Genomic DNA, 22,468 nt, shown 5'->3' with positions numbered 1-22,468 from the left:
GATCACAACGCCCCGGCGACCGCGTTCAACACTGCGGTCTCGACGAACAGGACCACGTGATCGCCGCCCTCGACGACCGTCTCGCCGCGGGGCGTTATCAGTTCACCAGCGCGGCTGATCGCGCCGACGACCACCCCGTCGGGCAGGTCGGCCATCGCCGACTGAATCGAGCGTTCGAAGAGAACGCTGTCGGCGTCGATCTCGATCTCGAGGACCTCCGCGCGATCGGACTCGAGCATGGCGACGTTTTCGGTCCGCTGCTCGCGGGTGAACCGAGTGATCTCCTCGGAGGTGACCAGCCGCGGGTTGACCCCGACGTCGATCCCGACCGTCTCGAAGAGGTCGACGTACGCGGCGGACTCGACGACCCCGATCGTCCGCTCGACGCCGATTCGCTTGGCAAGCAGGGAGACGAGCAGGTTCCGCTCGTCGCTTTCGAGGGCGGCGACCACGATATCGGACTCGTCGACGTGTTCCCGGACGAGGAAGTCGATGTCCGTCGCGTCGCTTTCCAACACGAGCGTGTCCGGCAGACGCTCGGCCAGTTCCCGCGCCCGCCCGGGATCGCGTTCGATCAGTCGCGACTCGAACCCCTCGGCCTCGAACAGCCGAGCGGTCTGGTAGCCGATCTCCGTCCCGCCGACGATGACGACCTCGCGGGCGTCCTCGAGGGTCGGTGCCGGCGTCAGCGCACTCGCGAACGACCGGACGCTCTCCCCGGAGCCGATCACGACTGCCGCGTCGCCGGCCCTGATGACCGTCTCGCCCCGAGGCACGACGACTTCGTCCTCGCGTAACAGGGCCACGAACGTCAGCGACTCGAACCGGTCGGCCGCCGAGACGGTCTCGCCGGCGATCGGGCTCTCCGGGCCGATTTCGAACTCGGCCATCCGGACGAGTCCGCTGGCAAACGTCTCGACATCGTGTGCGCCCGGCAGCCCGGCGATTCGGACGATCGTCTCGGCGGTCTGGAGGTCCGTACAGACCATGAAATCCACACCGAAAGCCCCCATCGATTCCTCCCAGGTGCGAAGCAGGTTCGTCTGCCTGACGCGGGCGATCGTGAACGGGTCGCCGACCGCTTTGGCCGCTCCGCAGACGACGATGTTCGTCTCGTCGACGTCCGTACTGGCGATGACCAGGTCCGCGTCCGCGATGTCGGCCTCCCGGAGCGTCTCGATGTCAGTCCCGTCGCCGCGGACCGTCAACACGTCGTGGGAGTAGGTGACCTCCTCGACCCGCTCCGAGTCCCGATCGATGACCACGACGTGGTGATCCTCGTCGAGGCTCGCCGCGATGTTCGAGCCCACCTGCCCCGCGCCGACGACGATTACGCGCATCGATGGCTCACCCGCGTTCGCGGACTCGAGACGGTGGGGCTGGCGCTCATATCCACAGTGTCGGCAGCGGTTCGGAAGTGGGTTCGGCCTGCTTCTCGAGGCCGGCGGGCGTCGTCGACCCGGCGGCGTCCTTCGGTCAGGGCATCTCGTGGACGGTTAACTCGACGTCGCGCTGGCGGCCCTCGATGTCCGCGACCAGCCGCTCGACGACCGTTCGGGCCTCGTTGAGCAGTTTCGGCTCGACCTTCCGGACGACCCAGTCCAGCGAGACGAGTCTGGGCAGCGAGATGGCATCCTCGTTGGCCGAGTGTGGATCGTAGACGGCCTCGAAGTAGATCCGGCTTGCCGTCTCGGCGTCCGGTGGTGCCGACTCCGGCTCGGGTTCGACGCGCCACTCCCCGCGGGCGTCGAGGTGGTTGACGAGTCGCCACGTGAGCGACGTCGGAGCCGAGATATCGGTCACCCGCGAGCGGGCCGTGTAGCTGAGCTTCCACCACGCCAACTCGAGGTCGTAGACGGAGCCGACGCCGCCGTCGCCGTTGACGCGGACCTCCTTTAGGTGGTCCGTGTACCGCGGGTACTCGGTGAACGAGCGGACGTACGGAAAGACCTCCTCGGGCGACCGATGGGCGAGCGTGCTGAGGAGAATTCGGTCCACGGCGGCCGTACGACGGGTTCGAAAGTAAGGATTGCCATCCGATCGACGCCGTTGGCGCGAGCGCGCGCCGCTGTCAGCCGCTCGAGGGCGTCTCGCTCCCCGGGACGTCGTCGGTCGCCTCGATCCCGTCGCGGACCGCCTCGATCCGATCGCCGATCGGCGGGTGATGGGTCGCCAGACTGTAGAGCAGCCCCGCCTCGCGGCGCGTGTCGTTCGCGTCCGCGAGGCGTTCGAGGGCCGCGACCGTCGCCTCGTGGCCGACGCGTCGGGCGGCGTAGGCGTCGGCCCGGAACTCCTGCCAGCGTGCGAGCCCGCCCAGCAAGACGACGTGATACACCGCATAAAGGCCCATGAACGGCAGGAAAAAGCCGAGGAAGCCAAGCGTCTCCTCGAGCGCGCCGAAGCCGACGAGGTCGGCCCCGGCGATCCAGACGCTGAAGACGGCGACGGTCAGGAGGCCACGTTGCCAGAGGTGCCGGCCCGCGACGTGGCCGAACTCGTGAGCGAGGATCGCGCGCAGTTCGTCGTCGTCACACTCGGCGAGCAGATAGTCGGTCAGGAAGACGTACCGCAGACCGGGGACCGTTCCCGCGACGAGGGCGTTTGCGGTCTTGGTCGATTCCCCCTCGAGCAGGAAGAGTCCGCGGGGCCGATAGCCCACCTCCTCGCAGAGCCGGTCGACGCGCTCGCGGCGTTGGCCCTCGAGCGGAACCCGATCCTGAAAGAGCAGGATCAGGTACGGCGAGAGGCCGAAGCCGACGAAGACGACGGCCCCGAGCCCGGCGAGCAACACTGGCAGCGACGATCCGAAGACGGACTGAATCGCGAAAAAGCCCGCCAGCGCGACCCCGACGGAGACGGCAGTGATCCCCATCACCGCGAGGACGCCCGTGACGACCCGCCACAGCGACGCCGACGTGTCCCGGAGCGAGCGCACCGTCGGGTAGGCGCCAAGCGCCATCCCAACGAGCGGCAGCGTGACGACCCCGAACGAGACCAGCACGATCGCGCCGAACTCGAGGACGGCGAAGCCGCCGATCTCGAGGCTGGCCGTTCCGATCGCGGCGAGTACTCGGTCGATCACCTCGAGCGCGTACAGCCCGATGATCGCTGCGACCGGGAGGGTGAACCCGCCGACCTGCTGGGCGCGGTTGAGGCGGTGGAGTCGGTCCTCGATTGGTTCGTCCGACGCCTCGACTCGAGTCGCGTACGCGCGAAAGACGAGGAACGGAACCACCGCGAGTCCGATCAGGAAGGCGGCGACGAACATACCGGAACTTCACTGGTTCGGCTCAAAATACTGTTGGGTGAGCCACATGACGGGGGTCGAGCCACAGCGTTTTGCGGTCCCCACGCGACTCGAGCCGAGCGGGTCTCGAACGCCGAGACCGGTCCCCGTCCGGCGTTGCGGTCGACGGCAACCTTCTATACACTGCCGAGTCAACGGGCTGCCATGCGAGACGTCTGTATCGTCGGCGGGGGCGTCGCCGGCCTCGCCGCTTCGATCTTCACCGCCCGCGCGGGACTCGACACGCTCGTCGTCGACGGTGGCGAGTCGATCCTCGCGCGCAACGCCAGCCTCGAGAACTATCCCGGTTTTCCCGACGGAGTCGACGCCCGGCGCTACCTGCAACTGAGCCGCGAGCAGGCCCGCACCGCCGGTGCCGAGTTCGAACTCGGGCGCGTAACGCGTGCGGAACCAGTAGACGAGACGGACCTCGAGGCGGGCTTTCGCCTCGAGACCGAGGGTGGCGAGCCGCTCGAGGCCCGCCGGGTGATCGCGGCCTCGTGGTCGGACAGCGACTATCTCGTGCCGCTGGACGTGGGTCGCATCCAGCGTGGGAGCAAGCACTTCGTGAACGTCGACGGGGCCGGGCGAACGGCCGTCGACGGCGTCTACGCCGCGGGTCGGCTGGCCGAGGAACCCCACCAGGCGATCGTCGCGGCCGGCCACGGCGCGAAGGTCGGCCTCGCCGCCGTTCACGACTCGGACGCGAACTTCTATCACGACTGGGTCACCCCGGAGGGCTATTTCACTGGCCGCGGCCGTGAGGTACCGCCGGGCTGCGAGGAGATCGACGACGACGAGCGCCTCGAGCGGGATGAGACCGCGAGAGCGCGCATGCTCGAGGCGTTTTCCGAGCCGGTAGACGAGGAGCCGACGATGCACCCGAGTGTTTCGGAGTAGTCGCAGACGTCCGATCTGTCACCGTAATCGTGGAGTCCTCGACAGTCGATCGAACCGACAGTCACGTCGTCACCGACTGTGCTACGGTTGCTACTCGCGTAATTCGTAGGTATCGAGCAACGTCTCCGAACCGATCACCTGCAATACGTCGCCCTTGTCGAGCGACTCCCCGCAGTCGCCCTTGTCTACAGTCGTCACATCGCCCTCCTCGAGATCGCCGCTGCCGTCCCACGTACCGCAACTTCCACCGTCCTGAAGCTTGATTTCCGTTTCACCGGCGGTCAGTCGCTGCACCTCGGTCAGGCCGATCGTGACGGTTCCGCTCCCTTCTTCATAGACGAACTCCGCTCGAGGGGGACTGTCGACGAGGTCAGTACTCAGCACGGTCGCGCCGAGAACTGCCATCGACATCGTGACCATCCCGATCAGGAGGACGGTCCCGATGACGACCGAGACGCCCCGGTCGTCACGAGATGATCGAGGTAAACGCATTGAACGCACTTACTATCACAGTCACTAACGGTTTTCGGTGGCGGCTTCTGGAGGGAACGACGTGCGATCAGGGGACGACGGTACGCCTAAAGGGACCCCCTTCGAAGTACCCGGCATGCTCGAGGGAGTCAACGTCGCGCTCGGGGTGACGGGATCGATCGCGGCCGTCAAGACGGTCGAACTCGCCCACGAGTTGCGACGGCGAGGGGCGACGGTTCGCGGCGTGATGACCGATAGCGCACAGGGGATCGTCCACCCCTGGGCCGTCGAGTTCGCCACCGAGAACGACGTCGTCACCGAGATCACGGGGGGCGTCGAACACGTCGATCTCTGTGGGTTCGACGGCTGGGCCGACGTGTTCCTGATCGCGCCCGCCACCGCGAACACGGTCGGCAAAATTGCGGGGGCCGTCGACGACACGCCGGTCACGACCTGTGCGACGACCGCGCTCGGAGCCGACACGCCGGTCGTGATCGCGCCGGCGATGCACGAACCGATGTACGACCACCCCGGCGTCCTCGAGGCCATCGACACCGTCACCGAGTGGGGGGTCGAGTTCGTCGATCCGCGTCTCGAGGAGGGGAAGGCCAAGATCGCCAGCGAGGAGGCGATCGTCTGTGACGTCGCCCGCGCGGCCGGCGATCGCCCCCTCGAGGGCGCGTCGGTCGTCGTCACCAGCGGCGCGACCAGCGAGTCGATCGATCCCGTCCGGATCATCACGAACCGCTCGTCGGGCAAGATGGGCCGGGCGGTCGCGAAAGCCTGCTACGTTCGCGGCGCGGACGTGACGCTGGTCCACGACGGCCCCGAGGTACCATACGCCGACGTTCGCGACGTCGAGAGCGCCGCGGAGATGCTCGCGGCGACGCGAGCGGCCTGCGAGGACGCCGACGCGCTGGTGTCGGCGGCCGCCATCGGCGACTACACCGTCGCGGAAAGCGACGAGAAGATCCGCTCGGGCCAGGAGTTGACCCTCGACCTCGAGCCGACGCCGAAGCTCATCGACGAGATCCGCGCCGAGTTCCCGGAGTTGCCGATCGTCGGCTTCAAGACCGAAACCTCCGGCGACGAGGAAGCGATGATCGGGCAGGCCCGGACGACCCTCGAGCGGGCGGGGCTGGCTTTCGTCGTCGCCAACGACGCGAGCGTGATGGGGTCCGATCGGACGCGGGCGCTGCTGGTCCACGCCGGCGATGCCGCCCGCTACGAGGGGACAAAGGCCGGACTAGGCGGCGAGATCGCCGAGTCGATCGCGGCGGTACTGGGTGCGGACGAGACGTCGAAGTAATCGGATAGGTTGGTTCAGGAGAATTATATAGGTGCAGTTCATCGCCCGAACCGATGGGAATACGATCGGGTACGGGACCACACGCGCTGCCGGCCGGGACCGGTAGCACGAGGTGATCGCGGTGGCACAACAACACCGTCCGCCGGACGCCGACGCTGACGAGGCCGACGGCAGCGAGAGTGACCACGGTGACGAGGTCGACGATCAACTCACCAAGGGAGAGATCTTCGAAGTACTGCGCAATCAGCGGCGGCGATACGTCCTCCAGTTTCTCAAACAGGACGACCGTCCCGTCGAACTCGGCGACCTCGCCCAGCAGATCGCCGCCTGGGAGTACGAGACGACCCTCGAGGGAGTTACACCCGAACAGCGAAAGCGGGTCTATACGACGCTGCAACAGACACACCTCCCGAAGATGGACACGTCGGGTATCCTCGAGTTCGACTCCGATCGGGGCGTCATCGAGCCGACCGAACGAACCCGGGACATCAGCGTCTACCTCGAGATCGTCCCCGGCCGGGAGTTCGCCTGGCGGGAGCTGTACCTCTCGCTCGGTGCGATCAGCTGTGCGCTGGTCGCCGCGCTCTGGCTGGAGATCTATCCGTTGACCGCCCTCTCGAACCTCGCCTGGACGGCGATTATCGCGGTGACGGTGACGGTCACCGCCGTCGCACACATCTACCACGAGCGTAACATGCGGCTCGGCCACGGCGAGCAGCCACCCGAACTCAGCTACGGCGAGCAGTAAGGGGCCCGAGACGCCGTGGCGACGGGACGAGACGGAGAATCGCTCGAGTTTCGACGCCTACAATTCTCGTTCGCGCGTATCGTCAAGTTTTACTCCGCTACCGTCCCACCGACGACATGGATCAACTCAAGCAGTCCTTGCTCGAGGCCCCGATCATCGAGAAGAACGGCTATCATTACTTCGTCCATCCGATCAGCGACGGGGTCCCGAAGCTCGACCCGACCCTACTGCGCGAAATCGTCATCCGGATCATCCGGAAGGCCCAGCTCGAGGAGGTCGACCGGATCGTCACCCCGGCCGCGATGGGCATTCACATCTCCACCGCGGTCTCGCTGATGACCGACATCCCGCTGACCGTGATCCGCAAGCGCCAGTACGGCCTCGACGACGAGGTCGCGATCTCCCAGAAGACCGGCTACTCGGAGAACGAGATGTACATCAACGACGTCCGGGAGGGTGAGCGGGTGCTGGTCCTCGACGACGTTCTCTCGACGGGCGGGACCCTTGCAGCGGTACTGGATGCCCTCGACGGGATCGGCGCGGAGGTCATCGATACGGTCGCGGTAATCAAGAAGGTCGGCGGCGAGAACAAGGTCGACGACGCGGGCTACGACGTCAAGACGCTGATCAACGTCGACGTCATCGACGGCGAAGTCGTCATCATCGACGAAGAGGGCGACAACTGAGACGTCTCGATACGTCGCGTTAGCCTTCGAGAACCGACCCGGACCCGAGCCGCCGTGCTACCGAATTCCTGTTTTTACCTCCGCTAACGAACGCATCTGTGCATTTGTGTGCCAATCGGTGCAATAAACCCCAGTTCAACCTTCTCCCGTTGTCGGTAAGTTTATAATGATTGTCTTGGTTACTCATGTTTATGTCCGACATACCGGATGTATCAACTGTAGATCGATCGCGACGACAAATGCTTGCTCTCCTTGGTGGCAGTGCATCGGTCGGACTGGCTGGGTGTTCGGCCCTCCTCAGCGACGACGAGGAAGACGAGGAAACGGACTTCGAGACGACAAAACACGCCGAGAAAGCACAGGAGGCCTGGGAGCGCATCGTGAACAACCCGGGTCCCGACGCGGAAGAAACGCGTACCGAGGCGTACATCGATATCGAGGAGGCCGTGCGGGACGACATGGTCATGCTCCCGATGTACCACAGCAAGGGTGAATTCTTCTGGTACGACAACGTCGAGCTTCCCCGGCTCGGTTCCCTCGGCCGTCACCACGTGAAACATAACCGGACGACAGTCGAGGGCGATTCGGAACTGAACCTGATCAACGCTTCCTTCGACGAGCTGGACCCGATCATGTCGACGGACACCGCGTCCGGCGAGGTCATCGTCCAGCTCTACGACACGCTGACCAACTATCCGGCCGGCGTCGCCGAGGTCGAGAATCAACTGCTCGATTCCTTCGAGACGTCCGACGACGGGCTGACGTGGACGTTCACGCTCAAAGATGGCGTCCAGTTCCACGACGGACGAGACCTAACTGCCGACGACGTCAAGTACTCGTTCCGTCGGCTCGCCGAATCCAAGTTCAGCGAACGATCGAACTTCATTACCAGTTCGACGACCGGCCTCGGTATCGAACACGAAACGACCGACGACGGCGGTATCGTCCCCGATTCGCTGGCGATCGACGTCGTCGACGACCTCACGCTCGAGGTCACCCTTCAAGAGCCGAACCCGGCCGTCCTAGACGTCCTCACGCACACCGGATTCGCCGTCGTTCCGGAGGGTCTCGTCGGCGACATCGAGGGCTACGACGGCGAGGTCAGCCACGACGAGTTCCGTACCAAGATGGCCAACGGGACCGGGCCGTTCGAGTTCGACGAGTTCAACCCCGGGGAAGACGTTCGGCTCGTCCGCAATGACAACTTCTACGGGACCGTCGCGAGCGTCGAATCCATCCACTGGGAAATCAACGAGGACCCAGAATCGAAGTTCACCTACGCGATGGAGAAAAACGCCGACTTCTTCGAGATTCCGACCTCGTACTACGATCCCGGCCTCATCGACGCCGAGACCGACGACAACAACCGGGAGTTCGGTACGTACGGGGAGTTCGAGAACGGCGAGACCACGAACTACCTCGCGGTCCCCGAACTCGGCACGTTCTATTTCGCGTTCAACGTCACGAACGTCCCCGCACCCGTTCGAAAGGCAGTCGCGCACGTCGTGAACCACGAGGAGTTCATCAACGACATCCTCCAGAACCGCGGCTTCGAGGCGTTCAGCTTCACGCCGCCGACGATGTGGCCGACCGGACAGGACGGCTATCAGGACTGGAAAGACGAGTGGCCCTACGGCGTCAACGACATGCAACGCAGCGAAGCGAAAGACCTCCTCGAGGAGGCCGGCTTCACCGAGGACGATCCGTTCGAGATGGAAGCGACCGTCTACAAGTCGAGTCCGACGTTCCAGAACATGGCCGACGAGATCAAACGCAGGCTCTCCGGAATCGGCGTCGACCTCAGCACCAAGACGACGGAGTTCTCGACGCTCCAGGACCGCGGTGAGGACGGCGATCTCGAGATGTACTCGCTCGGCTGGATCTGGAGTTGGCCGGACGTCGCGTACGGCCACTTCGGCTTCGAGCCGAAGAACACCGATACGTCGAAGATGCCGAACGAAGCGACCGGCTACTACCTCGACTGGCAGGCGAACCTCGAAGACGAGTCCTAACGGCGACGCGACCCCGCTGCCTATCCCCGTTCTTGAGACAAAACGAAGCAAAATATTCAGATGCATGTGGGAAAACTAAGCGAACGGACATCTATGAAAGATTGTTTGAAAAACGACCTCCGAACCGCCCGTAAGCACCCATGAGTCGGTGGAGATACTTCTTCAAGCGGCTCCTGCTCTCCGTACCGGTCCTCTTTCTCGTAATGACGTTCATATTCGTACTATTACGGATGGGACCGGTCGACCCCGTGGCCGCTCGACTCGGCCCCGAGGCGTCGGGAGCCGAGGCCGCGCGAATGCGCGAACGGCTCGGACTCAACGACCCTCTCTGGGAACAGTACCTTGACTTCGTGACGAACTTCCTGACCCTCGACCTGGGTCAGTCCTGGGTCATTTACGGTGACATGGAAGTGACCCGCGTCATCTCGTTTGCGGGTCCGCCGACGCTCTGGCTGGGGTTCTGGGCGATCCTGCTCCCGCTGTTCATCGGTATCCCGCTCGGGTTCTACGCCGGGTTGCGGCCCAACAGCGGGAGCGACTACATCGCCTCCGTGAGCGGTATCCTCTGGCAGGCGATGCCGAACTTCTGGCTGAGCATCATCCTCCTCGCCGTCCTTCGCAAGACCAAAGGCGGTGGCTGGTTCGGGTTCGATTGGTACACGTTCGGCCCGGATATCAGCAGTATCACAGGAACGCCCGATCTGACGTTCGTTACGGCGGCCGGTATCGATTGGAGTACGATCGCTAGTGATATCAAACTCATCCTTCCGCCAGCGCTGGTCCTCGGATCGGCCTCGATGGCCGCGGAACTCCGTATCGGGCGGACCGCCATCCTCGAGACGATCAACTCGAACTACGTCGAGACGGCCAAAGCGAAGGGGCTGACGGACCGTGTCATCATCTGGAAACACGTCTTCAGAAACGCATTGATTCCGCTGGTACCGGTCATCACGAACGAGGCGTTCCTGTTGATCGGTGGCTCGGTCATCGTCGAGTATCTCTTCAACATCAACGGTCTCGGGAAGATCTTCTTCCAGGCGACGCTCCAGGGAGACCTACCGCTTGCCGGGGCGCTGCTGTTTATCTTCACGCTGGTCATCATCCTGTTGAACATCTTCCAGGACCTCCTGTACACGATCATCGATCCACGAGTGGGGTACGAACGATGAGTATGAGTACATCCTTCGAACCGAACGAGACGACAGACGAATCGAGGCCCCTCCGTAAACGCGTCGCCGACAATCCCGACCCGGCGCGGTTCTGGTTGCTTGGCACCGCCGTATTGGTCGCCCTCGAGTTCGGCCGATACATGGGGTGGGTCTACCAGCTCGTGGGGGCAGTCAAGTACGTCATCGGCCTAGTGGGGCTGCTACCCAGCTGGATCGGCGACTCGGTCGGCGAGGCGACCGTTCCGATAGTCAGCTACTTCGTCAGCGACGCGATCACGTTGCTCTTGCTGTTCGGACTCTCCGTTCTCGTCACCAGATTCACGTCCTGGTCCGCTACGGACCGGTTCGATGTCGGTCTGAGCGATCGCATCGTCCGCTTCCTCGAGCGGGCCGTCCTGACCGCCGTTCTGGCCACGATCGCGGTTCTGCTGGCGTTCACGCCGGTCGGCGGACTCGTCGACGGCGCGATCGACGGCGTGTTCAACACCCTGTCGTCGATTCCGACGCTCACGAGCCGCGAAGTCATCTCCAATCAGGGCCACAGAACGCCCGGCGGTGGCTGGGACGGAACGTTCCTCGGTCTCTCACCGGCAGTGGCGTGGGGGATTCGTACGTTACTCGTCTACGGCTACGCGCTTGCCGTGATCGTCTGGACCTGGAAAGGGTATACGATCTTTCGGGAACACTACCGGCAGGCGGACTGGACGCCGCGTGACGACACGCTCAGTCGATTCCGATCCCACTACTGGGGACAGTTCGGCCTGATCGTCGTACTCATGTTCATCGTCACGGCGTTGTGGGCACCGGCCATCAGTCCCACCACGGCAGACCAGAACATCGCCTCTCCCTACGAGTACGAAGTCGAGTATCTCACCGACGACGGCGAAGTCGCGACGACCACGCCCGGACAGGCGAACCTCAACAGCCAATCGAACGGGCAAAACACCATCGGTCCGATGAGTTACGACGACTACGACCGGTGGGCACCGCTGGGGACGACATCATCGGGACAAAACTTGCTCACCCATATTGCCTACGGCGCGCAGACGTCACTGGTGATCGGACTGCTCGCGATCGGCCTCGGCGGACTGATCGCGGTCACGATGTCGATGCTGACCGCCTACTACAAGGGACTCGTCGACGTCCTGACAGTGATCGCGAGCGACACGATCATCTCGATCCCGGCATTTCTGCTCGTGATGATGTTATCAGTCATCTTCAACCAGGGGAATCACCCGATCGCGGAACCGCTCAACGGCGGACTCCTCCTCGGGCTGATCTTCGCGTTCGTCTACTGGCCGGGGATGTGGCGGACGATCCGCGGCCCGTCGTTACAGGTCGCCGAGGAAGAATGGGTCGACGCCGCACGGAGCTACGGACAGTCACCGGTCAACACAATGCGTAAACACATGGCCCCGTACATTGCAGGGTATATAATGATCTACGGCTCTCTCCTGCTCGGCGGGATCATCATCTCCACGGCCGCACTCTCGTTCCTCGGCCTGGGTATCGAAGGGTCGACCCCCGAATGGGGACGACTCGTCAGCGACGGGCGATCGTTCGTCGGCACGTCGTCGTGGCACGTTGCGACCATCCCGGGGCTGATGATCGTCCTCGTGGTCACCGCCTTCAACGCACTGGGTGATGGCCTCCGAGACGCGATCGATCCGGAGGCGGATACCGGCGGGACAGATGACACTGGTACCGCAGCAGCCGGAGGTGGTGGATAATGTCGGCGGAGACGGCAACCGAGCCGATCCTCGACGTTCGGAACCTCCAGACGGCGTTTTTCACCGACAAGGAGACTATCCGAGCGGTCGACGGGGTCTCGTTCGACATCCGACGGGGCGAAACCGTCGGCATCGTCGGCGAGAGCGGATCGGGCAAGAGCGTAACCGCCCGGTCGATCATGGGGCTCGTCGACTCGCCGGGACGGACCCTTCAGGGCAGTAGCGTCCGTTTCAACCACCTCGAGACGGTTCGAGAGTACGCCTCGAAGTTCCCGGATCGCACCGTCGACCTCGAGACGGTAGCGGCCGACTACGACCCGGTTGCCCTGTTCGACCGCGAGACGATCGATATCACGCCGGCGGCGTTCGGCTGCGAGAGGGCCGGTGACGTGCCGCTTGCGGACGTCGTCGCCGCCGGCTACGGCGACGAACTCGGTCTCGTCGACGAGGACGACTGTGTATTCGTCACCAACGGAAGTCCAGAGACGCCGACGGAGATCACCGACGGATTCGTCGAGATCACGCGTCTCAGCGGCGAACCGCGGCGACGCATGCGCGGTGGACGGATCGCGATGGTGTTCCAGGACCCGCTGACGAGTCTCAACCCCGTCTACACGGTCGGAAACCAGATCAAGGAGTCCGTCCGGCTCCACCAGGGACTGCGGGGTGAAGCGGCGACGCAGGAAGCGATCGATCTGCTCGAGGCCGTCGGCATCCCCGACGCGCGTCGCCGCGTCAACGAGTATCCACACCAGTTCTCCGGCGGGATGCGTCAGCGAGCCGTGATCGCGATGGCGCTTGCCTGCGAGCCGGAGTTGCTGATCTGCGACGAGCCGACGACGGCACTCGACGTGACGATTCAGGCCCAAATCCTCGACCTGCTCGCCGATCTACAGGCGAAACGGGATCTCTCGATGATGTTCATCACCCACGACATGGGTGTGATCGCGGAGATCTCCGATCGAGTAAACGTCATGTACGCCGGGGAAATCGTCGAAACGGCCGGCGTGAACGAGCTGTTCTCGGATCCGAGGCATCCGTACACGCGCGGCCTGCTCGAGTCGATTCCGGGACAACAATCCGGTGACCGGCTCCAGACGATCGAAGGGAACGTTCCGACGCCGAACGAGCCGGCGACGTCCTGTCGGTTCGCACCGCGGTGTCCGAAGGCGTTCGACGAGTGCGACGCCGTTCATCCCGTTCCGGTCCCGGTCGAGGAGGGGACCGACGATCATACCGCGGCGTGCTTGCTCTGTCCCGGCGACCGTTCGACGGACGAGGCGGTCGACCAGCATCGACGACGAAACGCGAGACGGACCGGAGGCGATACCGAATGAGTCACGAACTGAGCCAGGAGCCGATAGCGACCGAGACCGACGTACCGACCGACAGCGACGGCGACGTGATGATCGAAGTCGAGGGGCTAAAGACCTACTACGAGGACGGCGGCCTCCTCGGTGGAACGCCCGTCAAGGCCGTCGACGGTGTCTCGTTCGATATTCACCGTGGCGAGACGCTCGGCCTCGTCGGCGAGTCCGGCTGTGGCAAGACGACGCTGGGGCGAACGCTCCTCCAACTCGAGGACGCGACCGACGGCGAGGTTCGGTTCGACGGCGTCGATATCACGACCCTCGAGGGCGACGATCTCCACGAGTGGCGACGAAACGCCCAGATGGTGTTTCAGGACCCCGAATCGAGCCTCAACGACCGAATGACGATCGGCGAAATCGTCCGTGAACCGCTGGACGTTCACGAGTGGGAGACGCCGCAAGCGCGACGCCAGCGCGTCAAGGAGTTGCTCGATACCGTCGGTCTCCAGCGCGAACACTACTACCGCTATCCCCACCAGTTCTCCGGCGGCCAGCGCCAGCGGATCAGTATCGCCCGTACCTTGGCGCTCGAGCCGGACTTCGTCGTCCTCGACGAACCGGTCTCGGCGCTCGACGTCTCCGTGCAGGCCGAAATCATCAACCTGCTCGAGGACCTCCAAGACGAGTTCGGGCTGACCTACCTGTTTATCGCACACGACCTTTCCGTCGTCCACCACCTCTGTGACCGGGTCGCAGTGATGTATCTCGGGAACGTCATGGAGATCGGGCCGACCGAGGAACTGTTCACCGATCCGTCGAACCCGTATACGCACGCGTTGCTGTCGGCGATTCCGGAACCCGATCCGACAGTCGAACGCGACCGAATCACGCTCCACGGGACGCCGCCGAACCCGCGGTACCCGCCCGCCGGCTGCCCGTTCAGCACGCGCTGTCCGGCACGAATCCGTCCGGCGGAGTACCGTGATCTCGATGACGAACTCTGGAATCGGCTCAATACGCTTCGTGAACTGCTCAGCGAGCGCCAGCGCGCGGACCGCTCGGTTCGCGATCGACTCCGCGCGGCAGTCGGGAAAGACACGCGCTTCGGGACGGTCGAGGAGACCTACGACGAACTGTTCGGGGACCTGGAGGTTCCCGCGCGCGTCCAGTCGGTTCTGGACGAAATCGCGACTCTCGCTCGGGATCACAACGAGAGCGAGGCGATCGCCGTCTTCAACGAGGCGTTTGGCAGCGTCTGTGACGACGAACCGCCGGCGTATCACGACATGAGCGATGGCGGCCACCAGAGCTACTGTCACCGGCATACCGACGAGTATCGATCCCCGGATGCCGTCATCGAGAACCGCCACGGGTGACGATGCCACCGAGCGACGGGTTCGGTGACCGACTCCGGGTGTTCGGGCGCGTCGGACTGGACGCGATGACGTACGCGATCGCCGTCGCGACACTCACCGGTATCGGTGCCCTGATCATCGGCGTCGCGACCGGTGGCGGAGTCGTCCGTGCGAAGGCCCTGCTGTTCGTCGCCGGATGGCTCCTCCTCGCGTACGCGACGGTCCGGCTGTGGCCGACGTCTCCCGACGACGTGAGGCCGCCATCGAACCGTGGCGTCGCCGGAGCGATACCGGCTGCCCGCGATTCGACGCGGTTTCAGTCGCTCGTCCGGTCGCTGCCGCCGCTTCGGTGGATCCAACTGCCGCCGCCGGAAAAGCGACTCACGCCGCCGGGGAAACTCCTGCTCGGCAGTCTCCTGGTGCTGTTGCTGTCGTTTCTCATGGAGACCGCATTCGGGGTCGGCTGAGGTCTCCATCTCCGGAAAGAATTAACCGGCTCCTCTGAGGACAGTGGGGTATGCACGACGATATCGGCGCTGCCGATCCCGGTTCGTTCCGACGCCGGGATCCACAGGGTGTCCAGACGGAAGCCTGGAAACAGACGCTCGAGGATACGGAAGCGATCGCCCAAGAGCGTCGCGACGAGGGCTGGGACGTCGTCACCGTCATGGCCGCACACACCGACACGGTAAGCCGAGACATGGGCGAAGACGATCGATTCGGACTCATGCACGTGATTCCGAACAACTACGTCGAGACCGTTACCGATACCTTCGACAGCGACGAGTTCACCGAGTATCTGGTGTATGGCACCGAGATAGACGGGTTCATGTTCGTCGTCACGGAACTGATCGACCCGGAGACCGAGCGATCGATGCTGATCCCCAGTCGATACGACCTCGCGCGCGCTGACGGCATGATCACGGCCGCCGAGGACGAAGGTGCCCTCTATACCCACTTCAAGACGATCGACGGGACGATCCTCGGAACGTTCGAACACGACGAGTACGACCCCTTCATCGCCGGCAACGCATAACCGTCGGAGCCACCGTTCTCGTCGCACTCTCCGTGGCGTGAACCGCCTCGGGGTCAAGCCCCGATGCACTCGGCCTGCTCCGCCTGTAGAGCGACCGATCAGTGTAGTCTTCGTCCCGGTTCACAGCCGGCGTCCTGATGTCACGTGCGCGCGGGCCCGCGAGCGAATGATAAAAATTCAAGCGGGTTGAAACTCCCGAGTCGGCGACGCGGTACGGCGAACCCCAACGGATCCGTCAACGGGATGTGCCGTCGGACGACGATCGCGATGGCGCTTGCCTGCGTCCCCGCCGTCTCTCCGTGGCGAGACGCCGTCCGGTCTCTCCTTCGTGGCGGGTTCGCGCCAGTTTCCACGACCTTCCGTTCTCTCATCATAGAGAGGTAGCATACGATGCTATGTTGGTAGAGAACAACACGCATAGTATGGCACCAACCGAACTGGCCAGCGAGGAGTGGTGGCAGGAGTATCGAGACGTCGTAAACGCAGACCCGGAGATGGCCCAGCACGGCCGCGACGCCTTCGACGAGAACTTCGTTATCGGCATCGGCGACGACCACTTCCTGCTGGAGATGCGGGACGGCGAGGTGCGGGACGTCCGGGCACCGGGGCTGGACGACGCGTGGTCGTTCGGCGTCGTCGGGCCGCGCGAGGCCTGGGACGAGTTCGTCAGCGAGGTCCCGGCGGCCCACCACAACGAGGTGTTTGCCTCCTTCTACCGGACCGCGGTCAAGGGCGAGGAAGGGTACTTCGACCTCATCGGCAATCATAAAACGATCTTCCAGAACTTCCGGTCGGTCCAGCGTGCGCTCGAGTTGATGCGGACGGCACACAACGGCGGCGAACCGCCCACTGTGGGGACGCACCGACCGGAAGAGCCGACGGACGAGCCCATTACAGGCCGGTACGTCACCGTCGACCTCGACGGCGTCGACCACCGTATCTACTACGAGGCCGTCGGGCCGGAGGACGGCATCCCCCTGCTCTGTCAGCACACGGCCGGCTGTAACAACCAGCAGTGGCGCCACGTCCTGAACGATTCGGAGATCACCGACCACTTCCGGGTGATCGCATACGACCTGCCGCGCCACGGGAAGTCGGTCCCGCCGTCGAGCGAATCGTGGTGGACCGACCAGTACGATCTCACCGCCGAGCGGTTCACCGACACCATCGTCGCTATCGCCGACGCGCTCGAACTCGAGGAGCCGGTCTTCATCGGCTCGAGCATGGGTGGCACGGTCACGCTCGAACTCGCGGACTGGTACCCCGAGCGGTTCCGGGCGCTGATCGGCCTCGAGGCGGGGCTGGTCACACCTGGGTTCTACATCCAGTGGCTCGATCACCCACACGTCAACGCGAACGACGTCAACTCCCACGCGACGTGGGGGCTGATGGCGCCACACGCCCCCGAGTGGGCGCGCCGTGAGACGCTCTATCTGTACGAACAGGGTGCCAACGGCGTCCTCAAAGGCGACCTCCACTACTACTCGATGGACCACGACTACAGCGAGTCCGCCGACGAGATCGACGCCACGCAGGTCCGAATGTACCTCATGAACGGCGAGTACGATTACCTGACCAACCCCGACGACGCCCGCGAGGCCGCCGACGCCATCGGCGAGGGAGCGACCGCCCACGAGATGAAAGCAACCGGTCACTTCCCGATGAGCGAACGCCCGGCACTGTTCCGGGCCTATCTCAAGCCCGTTCTCGACGACATCCGCGGCGTCAGAGATGAACCGGTTCCCGAGGTCTTCGCGCCCGAGGACGTCGGCGTCGACGCCAACAGGTGATCGTTCATGACTGACCACGACTTCCCCGCCGATCCCCTCGAGGGAACGACCGTGTCGCCGCCACAGCTCATCAAGAACGCGCGGATGCTCATCGTCGGCTACGAGGCCGACCCCGAGGTGCTCGAAGCGGCGCTGCCGCCCGGCCTCGAGCCGCACCCGAACGGCCTCGTCCAGATGAACATGTATCGAGTGCCGTCGGCCGAGCAGACGGCCCATCTCGATCCGTACACCCTGACCTATCTGACGGTGGAAGTCGCCGATCACGACAGTCGCGCGGTCAGTGACGCGCAGGGCGAACTGCCGGTTCCCGGCCGGTTCTGGGTGGGCTACTGGACCGATTCGCCCCAGCTGCAGGCGTATACCCGCGAAAGCGCCGGAATACCGAGTCTTCCCGGCTCGTGTGCGTGGGCGGAAGACGACGGCGAACTCGTCTCGACGCTCTCGGTCGACGGCGAGCCAGTCATTGAAGCCGAAGCGAGCGTCGGTGACGATCAAATCGACACGCTCACCGGCCACCTCCACTACTACGCCCACCGGCAGCTCCCGGACCCGACGGGGAGCCGCGCACAGATCAGCGAGCTCCTCGAGTTCCCGATCCCCTTCGTCAGCGAACTGTACGAGGCCGACGTCGACCGCATCGACTTCGATTTCCCCGCGGAGTCGGGGTTCCAGCGGTTCGCTCCCGTCGATCCCCTCTCGACGCCGTCGGTCCTCCACGGGACGGTCACGTTCACCTACCCGCAGGGCCGCCGGCTCCGCGATTACCTCGCCGAAGAGCCGTAGGCCCACCGTTCGACCGCTTCGAGGGAGAACAGCGGTTCGACCACGGCCGCAATGGCGGCTCGCGGCCGGGATTCGAATCACGGTCGAAACGTTTGCTTCCGCTGTCGAGCGCTCACCGTGCGATACCCGTCACTCGCGGCTTCGGTCACTACAGAATACCAGGGGAGAGATTTGAACCAGCACTCGCACTTCGCTCGAGCGCTGTCCGGTTCAAATCTCCCACTGTGCCATACTCGACGCTCACGAACTTGCTCGCGTCAGAAGTATAGCGGGAGGTAGATTTGAACTACCGATCTGCGGGTTATGAGCCCGCCGGAATCTCCTGGCTATCCCATCCCGCTACCAGTTCATACCCGAGTGTGCTAGTTAAGGGTTGTGATTCGGTCGCCGTATGCGGGTTTCTACCGTTAGTCCTGATGGACCTGCCACGTGTAGAGACTCTCACAGGTGTAGTTGACGAAGAAGCCGACGCCGATGCCGACTACGTTCGCCGCGACATACCAGATCGCGTAGCGACGGACCAGCAGTGTCAACACGGCAAGCGTCACGAGAAAGCCGCCAAAGCGAACGACGTTCGATCGCAGGAACCGCCTCACCAGCGGCCCCAGTCCGACTTCCCCGTACTCCGAGAAGGTCCATCGCTCGTTGATCGCGAAGATGACCGCGATCCCGAGTTCCCAGGAGAGGAGCTTCGCGACGACCGGCCCGAGGAACGTAGCCTCGACCAACAGGACCAGCACGACGTTGTCGACGGTCGCGCCGACTGCCCCGACGCCGACGAACTGCCCGAACCGCGTCGTCGAAAGAAGGGCTCGAGCCCGCGTCCGGACGGCCTCTGTGAGGGAATCACTCATCGTGGATGCTCGAGCGTATTCCCCAGTGTCGGCGGCAACGATTTCCCTTTTGCGATCGATCCGTGAAGCTGACAGTCACCGAAAATAACTGATCGCCGCTCGGTTCCGTTGGCCGGACCGGCAGGACTGCGACGATGTTCGAGGGACGACTCGCGGCCGCTCGCTCGGTCCGATCAGATCGCTAGGTCGCTTTTCGCCCGGACGACCTCGACATCGTCGGCGTCGACCCGATCGACGTCGAGGAAATGTGGCGTGAAGTTTCGCTTCTCGTAGTCCTCGTACTCGTCCTCGTCGCCGACGGTACACCAGAGCTGGACCCGATCGGGACCGTGGTACTCGCCGTTGCGGTTGATCCCGAAACAGACCACCTCGGCCTCCCCCTCGTCCCCCTCGTACCGAACGATGGCCCCGTTGCGGATGCCGGGATCGCCGTGGATGATGAGCTGTTTCATACGCGAGCGTTCACAGGAGAGACGATTAAACGCTTCGGAGCGGTAGTGTCGATCCGTTCGGGGCCGGCTCGACGACCAATTGTGGAACCGACGGCCGGCGGCGACGGGGACGAACCAAACGGGTTTTAAACAGCGGTGTCTTAGCCCACGCCAAGTGAGATAACCATGCAGATGCCACGCCGCTTCAATACGTACTGCCCGCACTGCAACGAACACCACGAACACGAAGTCGAGAAGTCCCGAACCGGCCGTTCCTCGGGACTGAAATGGGACGCTCGCCGCACCCGGCGAAACTCCTCGTCGATCGGGAACTCCGGTCGCTTCTCGAAGGTGCCCGCCGGCGAAAAGCCCACGAAAAAGACCGACCTCAAATACCGCTGCAGCGAGTGCGGCAAGGCCCACCTCCGCGAGGGATGGCGCGCCGGCCGACTCGAGTTCCAGGAGTGATACCAATGGCAGGAAATTTCTACAGCGTCCGATGCAGTGACTGCGAGAACGAACAGACCGTCTTCGGCAAGGCCTCCACGGAGGTCGCCTGTGCCGTCTGTGGCACGACGCTCGCCCGACCGACCGGCGGCAACGCCGAGATCGACCACGAGATCGTCGAGACAGTCGAGTCACGATGAAATACAGCGGCTGGCCCGACCCCGGCGAACTCGTCGTCGGCAAGATCGACGAGATCGAGGACTTCGGCGTCTTCGTCGATCTCGAGGAGTACGAGGAGAAACGCGGACTGATCCATATCTCCGAGGTCGCCAGCGGCTGGATCAAGAACGTCCGCGACCACGTCCGCGAGGGACAGATCGTCGTCTGTAAGGTCCTCGATGTCGACGAGGGCTCCCAGCAGATCGACCTCTCGCTGAAAGACGTCAACGATCACCAGCGCTCCGATAAGATCCAGGAGTGGAAAAACGAGCAGAAGGCCGACAACTGGATGGAACTGGCCTTCGGCGAGGAGATCGACGACGAGGTCTACACCGCGATCGCGAACGAACTGATCGCGGCCCACGGCGGCCTCTACGACGGCTTCAAACAGGCCGCCATCCACGGCGAAGAGGCCCTCGCGGACACCGACCTCGACGACGACGAGATCGAGTCGATCGTCGACACCGCACGCGAGAACGTCTCGGTGCCGTACGTCAACGTCACCGGCTACGTCGACCTCGAGAACCCATCGCCAAGCGGCGTCGACGGGATCCGCGAGGCGCTGGAAGCCGCCGAGGGCAACGGCGAAGTGCCCGAAGAGGTCGACCTCGAAGTAAGCTACGTCGGCGCGCCCGAGTACCGCATCGAGGTGCAGGCACCGAACTACAAGACCGCCGAATCCGAACTCGAGGAAAGCGCCGATCGAGCGATCGCCGCGATCGAGGGCCACGGCGGTGCGGGCGAGTACCACCGCGAGCGACGCACCGACGACGAATGAAATCGGACATCCGGGTGTGTTCGGCGTGGCAGGACGTCCACGACCGCCCGGTGTATACGCTTTCTGCGACCTGTCCGGAGTGTGGTGCCGACGCCGAAAACAGCGCCCCGGCACCGCTCGACCCCGCGGACCCCCATGGCGAGTACCGACGCTCTCTTAAACGTCGCAACCGCTGATAGGGGTATGGACGAACTCGAGATCGACGCGGTTGCCGAGGTCGAACTGGACGACCCCGTTCTCGTCGAGGGGTTGCCCGGGGTCGGACACGTCGGCACGCTGGCTGTCGAACATCTGCTCGAGGAACTCGAGGGCGAGAGTACGCTCGTCCGGCGGATTTACTCCCGCGAGTTCCCGCCACAGGTCAGCGTCGAGGACGGCGTCTCGTCGCTGACCTGCGCCGAGATCCACGCCGTCGAGGTCCCCGACGGTCGTGACCTCCTGTTGCTGACCGGCGATCACCAGGCCCAGAGCAACGCGGGCCACTACACGCTGACCGATGCCTTCCTCGACGTCGCCGAGGAGTTCGGTGCGACCGAGGTGTACGCGTTAGGCGGCGTCCCGACGGGCGAACTCATCGAGGAGTACGCCGTCGTCGGGGCCGTCAGCGACGAGTCGCTGCTCGAGGCACTCGAGGACGCGGGCGTCGAGTTCCGCGAAGACGAGCCGGCGGGCGGTATCGTCGGCGTCTCGGGACTCCTGCTCGGCCTAGGCGAACGTCGCGGCTTCGAGGCGACCTGCCTGATGGGCGAGACCAGCGGCTACCTCGTCGATCCCAAAAGCGCCCGGGCGGTACTGGAGGTCCTCGAAGCCGTACTCGGCTTCGAACTCGACTACGAGTCCCTGGACGAACGGGCCGATGAGATGGAGGAGGTCATCGGCAAGATCCAGGAAATGGAACAGCAACAGGGGATGGACGTGCCGACCGACGACGACCTGCGTTACATCGGCTAGGCGGGGCTGGGACGCGTACCGGTCGATTTCTACGGCTGTTGTGCGAGACGAGGGTCTACCGGGCAGTCGTCTAATTCCGTGTCCGCCGCGAGGACCCGCTCGAGCGCCCCGTTCTCGGGGTGTACGACCGTCGCGTTGCTCGACGAACCGCTCGCGTAACCAATCGATTCTATAGTAGCCGCTGAAACGATTCACACACTGAT

24 protein-coding genes and 1 tRNA gene are annotated in these 22,468 nt (G+C 64.1%); 18 read left to right on the top strand and 7 right to left on the bottom strand.

Going from position 1 to position 22,468, the window contains the following annotated elements:
• Positions 1-2 precede the first annotated feature (2 nt).
• The 3 genes from trkA to ACERIM_RS03165 form a co-directional block, all read right to left on the bottom strand.
• Positions 3-1,340: a Trk system potassium transporter TrkA gene (trkA, locus tag ACERIM_RS03175; RefSeq protein ID WP_006649411.1), complete on the bottom strand. Its 1,338-nt coding sequence runs from the start codon at positions 1,338-1,340 to the stop codon at positions 3-5.
• A 136-nt stretch (positions 1,341-1,476) separates the two neighbouring features.
• Positions 1,477-1,998 carry an SRPBCC family protein gene (locus ACERIM_RS03170; protein WP_006649412.1) on the bottom strand — a complete coding sequence of 174 codons (522 nt, stop codon included), beginning with the start codon at positions 1,996-1,998 and terminating at the stop codon, positions 1,477-1,479.
• Positions 1,999-2,071: 73 nt separating this feature from the next.
• Positions 2,072-3,268 (bottom strand): M48 family metalloprotease, encoded by a 1,197-nt coding sequence (locus ACERIM_RS03165; RefSeq protein WP_373631190.1) that lies wholly within the window; start codon positions 3,266-3,268, stop codon positions 2,072-2,074.
• 183 nt (positions 3,269-3,451) lie between these two features.
• On the opposite strand from ACERIM_RS03165, the gene ACERIM_RS03160 reads away from it, so the two are divergent.
• The gene (locus ACERIM_RS03160) at positions 3,452-4,186 is read left to right on the top strand and encodes an FAD-binding protein (protein ID WP_373631187.1); all 735 of its coding nucleotides are present in this window, start codon (positions 3,452-3,454) and stop codon (positions 4,184-4,186) included.
• A gap of 90 nt (positions 4,187-4,276) precedes the next feature.
• Here the strand turns inward: ACERIM_RS03160 and ACERIM_RS03155 are convergent, their stop codons facing one another.
• Complete coding sequence (locus tag ACERIM_RS03155; RefSeq protein WP_006649415.1) at positions 4,277-4,678, bottom strand: type IV pilin; 402 nt, start codon at positions 4,676-4,678, stop codon at positions 4,277-4,279.
• Between the two features lie 115 nt (positions 4,679-4,793).
• On the opposite strand from ACERIM_RS03155, the gene coaBC reads away from it, so the two are divergent.
• From coaBC to ACERIM_RS03095, 12 genes are all read left to right on the top strand, one after another.
• Positions 4,794-5,966, top strand: coding sequence for a bifunctional phosphopantothenoylcysteine decarboxylase/phosphopantothenate--cysteine ligase CoaBC (gene coaBC, locus ACERIM_RS03150; RefSeq protein WP_373631399.1), 1,173 nt, complete (start codon positions 4,794-4,796; stop codon positions 5,964-5,966).
• Positions 5,967-6,078: 112 nt separating this feature from the next.
• Positions 6,079-6,714, top strand: a complete 636-nt coding sequence (locus ACERIM_RS03145; protein ID WP_006649417.1) for a hypothetical protein — start codon at positions 6,079-6,081, stop codon at positions 6,712-6,714.
• Between the two features lie 116 nt (positions 6,715-6,830).
• Complete coding sequence (hpt, locus tag ACERIM_RS03140) at positions 6,831-7,400, top strand: hypoxanthine/guanine phosphoribosyltransferase (protein ID WP_006181204.1); 570 nt, start codon at positions 6,831-6,833, stop codon at positions 7,398-7,400.
• Positions 7,401-7,639: 239 nt separating this feature from the next.
• Entirely contained in the window at positions 7,640-9,412 is a 1,773-nt protein-coding gene (locus ACERIM_RS03135) for an ABC transporter substrate-binding protein (RefSeq protein WP_373631185.1), read from the top strand.
• A gap of 140 nt (positions 9,413-9,552) precedes the next feature.
• Positions 9,553-10,581 carry an ABC transporter permease gene (locus ACERIM_RS03130; RefSeq protein ID WP_373631183.1) on the top strand — a complete coding sequence of 343 codons (1,029 nt, stop codon included), beginning with the start codon at positions 9,553-9,555 and terminating at the stop codon, positions 10,579-10,581.
• Positions 10,578-12,311 carry an ABC transporter permease gene (locus ACERIM_RS03125; RefSeq protein ID WP_373631181.1) on the top strand — a complete coding sequence of 578 codons (1,734 nt, stop codon included), beginning with the start codon at positions 10,578-10,580 and terminating at the stop codon, positions 12,309-12,311. The genes ACERIM_RS03130 and ACERIM_RS03125 overlap by 4 nt, the downstream gene beginning before the upstream one ends.
• Positions 12,311-13,648, top strand: coding sequence for an ABC transporter ATP-binding protein (locus ACERIM_RS03120; protein ID WP_373631180.1), 1,338 nt, complete (start codon positions 12,311-12,313; stop codon positions 13,646-13,648). The genes ACERIM_RS03125 and ACERIM_RS03120 overlap by 1 nt, the downstream gene beginning before the upstream one ends.
• Complete coding sequence (locus ACERIM_RS03115; RefSeq protein WP_373631179.1) at positions 13,645-14,997, top strand: ABC transporter ATP-binding protein; 1,353 nt, start codon at positions 13,645-13,647, stop codon at positions 14,995-14,997. The genes ACERIM_RS03120 and ACERIM_RS03115 overlap by 4 nt, the downstream gene beginning before the upstream one ends.
• Positions 14,998-14,999: 2 nt before the next feature.
• Positions 15,000-15,443 (top strand): hypothetical protein, encoded by a 444-nt coding sequence (locus ACERIM_RS03110; protein WP_049905675.1) that lies wholly within the window; start codon positions 15,000-15,002, stop codon positions 15,441-15,443.
• 50 nt (positions 15,444-15,493) lie between these two features.
• Positions 15,494-16,012: a hypothetical protein gene (locus tag ACERIM_RS03105; RefSeq protein WP_006649424.1), complete on the top strand. Its 519-nt coding sequence runs from the start codon at positions 15,494-15,496 to the stop codon at positions 16,010-16,012.
• Positions 16,013-16,434: 422 nt separating this feature from the next.
• Positions 16,435-17,802: an alpha/beta fold hydrolase gene (locus tag ACERIM_RS03100; protein ID WP_373631178.1), complete on the top strand. Its 1,368-nt coding sequence runs from the start codon at positions 16,435-16,437 to the stop codon at positions 17,800-17,802.
• Between the two features lie 6 nt (positions 17,803-17,808).
• Complete coding sequence (locus ACERIM_RS03095; protein WP_373631177.1) at positions 17,809-18,585, top strand: acetoacetate decarboxylase family protein; 777 nt, start codon at positions 17,809-17,811, stop codon at positions 18,583-18,585.
• A 266-nt stretch (positions 18,586-18,851) separates the two neighbouring features.
• On the opposite strand, the gene ACERIM_RS03090 is transcribed toward ACERIM_RS03095, so the two are convergent.
• The 3 genes from ACERIM_RS03090 to ACERIM_RS03080 form a co-directional block, all read right to left on the bottom strand.
• Positions 18,852-18,926 (bottom strand) — tRNA-Met (locus ACERIM_RS03090).
• Positions 18,927-18,992: 66 nt separating this feature from the next.
• Entirely contained in the window at positions 18,993-19,439 is a 447-nt protein-coding gene (locus ACERIM_RS03085) for a GtrA family protein (RefSeq protein ID WP_006181194.1), read from the bottom strand.
• A 173-nt stretch (positions 19,440-19,612) separates the two neighbouring features.
• A complete protein-coding gene (locus ACERIM_RS03080) occupies positions 19,613-19,891 on the bottom strand; it encodes an HAH_0734 family protein (RefSeq protein ID WP_006181193.1) in 279 nt (92 codons plus the stop codon).
• A 165-nt stretch (positions 19,892-20,056) separates the two neighbouring features.
• On the opposite strand from ACERIM_RS03080, the gene ACERIM_RS03075 reads away from it, so the two are divergent.
• Genes ACERIM_RS03075 through ACERIM_RS03055 form a run of 5 tightly spaced genes read left to right on the top strand, consistent with a single transcriptional unit; the run spans position 20,057 to position 22,265 of the window.
• Positions 20,057-20,338 carry a 50S ribosomal protein L44e gene (locus tag ACERIM_RS03075; RefSeq protein ID WP_006181192.1) on the top strand — a complete coding sequence of 94 codons (282 nt, stop codon included), beginning with the start codon at positions 20,057-20,059 and terminating at the stop codon, positions 20,336-20,338.
• A 5-nt stretch (positions 20,339-20,343) separates the two neighbouring features.
• Positions 20,344-20,517 carry a 30S ribosomal protein S27e gene (locus ACERIM_RS03070; RefSeq protein ID WP_006181191.1) on the top strand — a complete coding sequence of 58 codons (174 nt, stop codon included), beginning with the start codon at positions 20,344-20,346 and terminating at the stop codon, positions 20,515-20,517.
• Positions 20,514-21,314 carry a translation initiation factor IF-2 subunit alpha gene (locus tag ACERIM_RS03065; protein ID WP_049964781.1) on the top strand — a complete coding sequence of 267 codons (801 nt, stop codon included), beginning with the start codon at positions 20,514-20,516 and terminating at the stop codon, positions 21,312-21,314. The genes ACERIM_RS03070 and ACERIM_RS03065 overlap by 4 nt, the downstream gene beginning before the upstream one ends.
• Positions 21,311-21,490, top strand: coding sequence for an RNA-protein complex protein Nop10 (locus ACERIM_RS03060; protein ID WP_006649430.1), 180 nt, complete (start codon positions 21,311-21,313; stop codon positions 21,488-21,490). Before ACERIM_RS03065 ends, ACERIM_RS03060 begins: the two co-directional genes overlap by 4 nt.
• 7 nt (positions 21,491-21,497) lie before the next feature.
• Complete coding sequence (locus tag ACERIM_RS03055) at positions 21,498-22,265, top strand: proteasome assembly chaperone family protein (RefSeq protein WP_006649431.1); 768 nt, start codon at positions 21,498-21,500, stop codon at positions 22,263-22,265.
• Positions 22,266-22,468: the final 203 nt, after the last annotated feature.

This window comes from Natrinema sp. H-ect1 (assembly GCF_041821105.1).
GTDB classification, from domain to species: Archaea; Halobacteriota; Halobacteria; order Halobacteriales; family Natrialbaceae; genus Natrinema; species Natrinema thermotolerans.
This window is presented reverse-complemented; position numbering and strand designations above follow the sequence as displayed.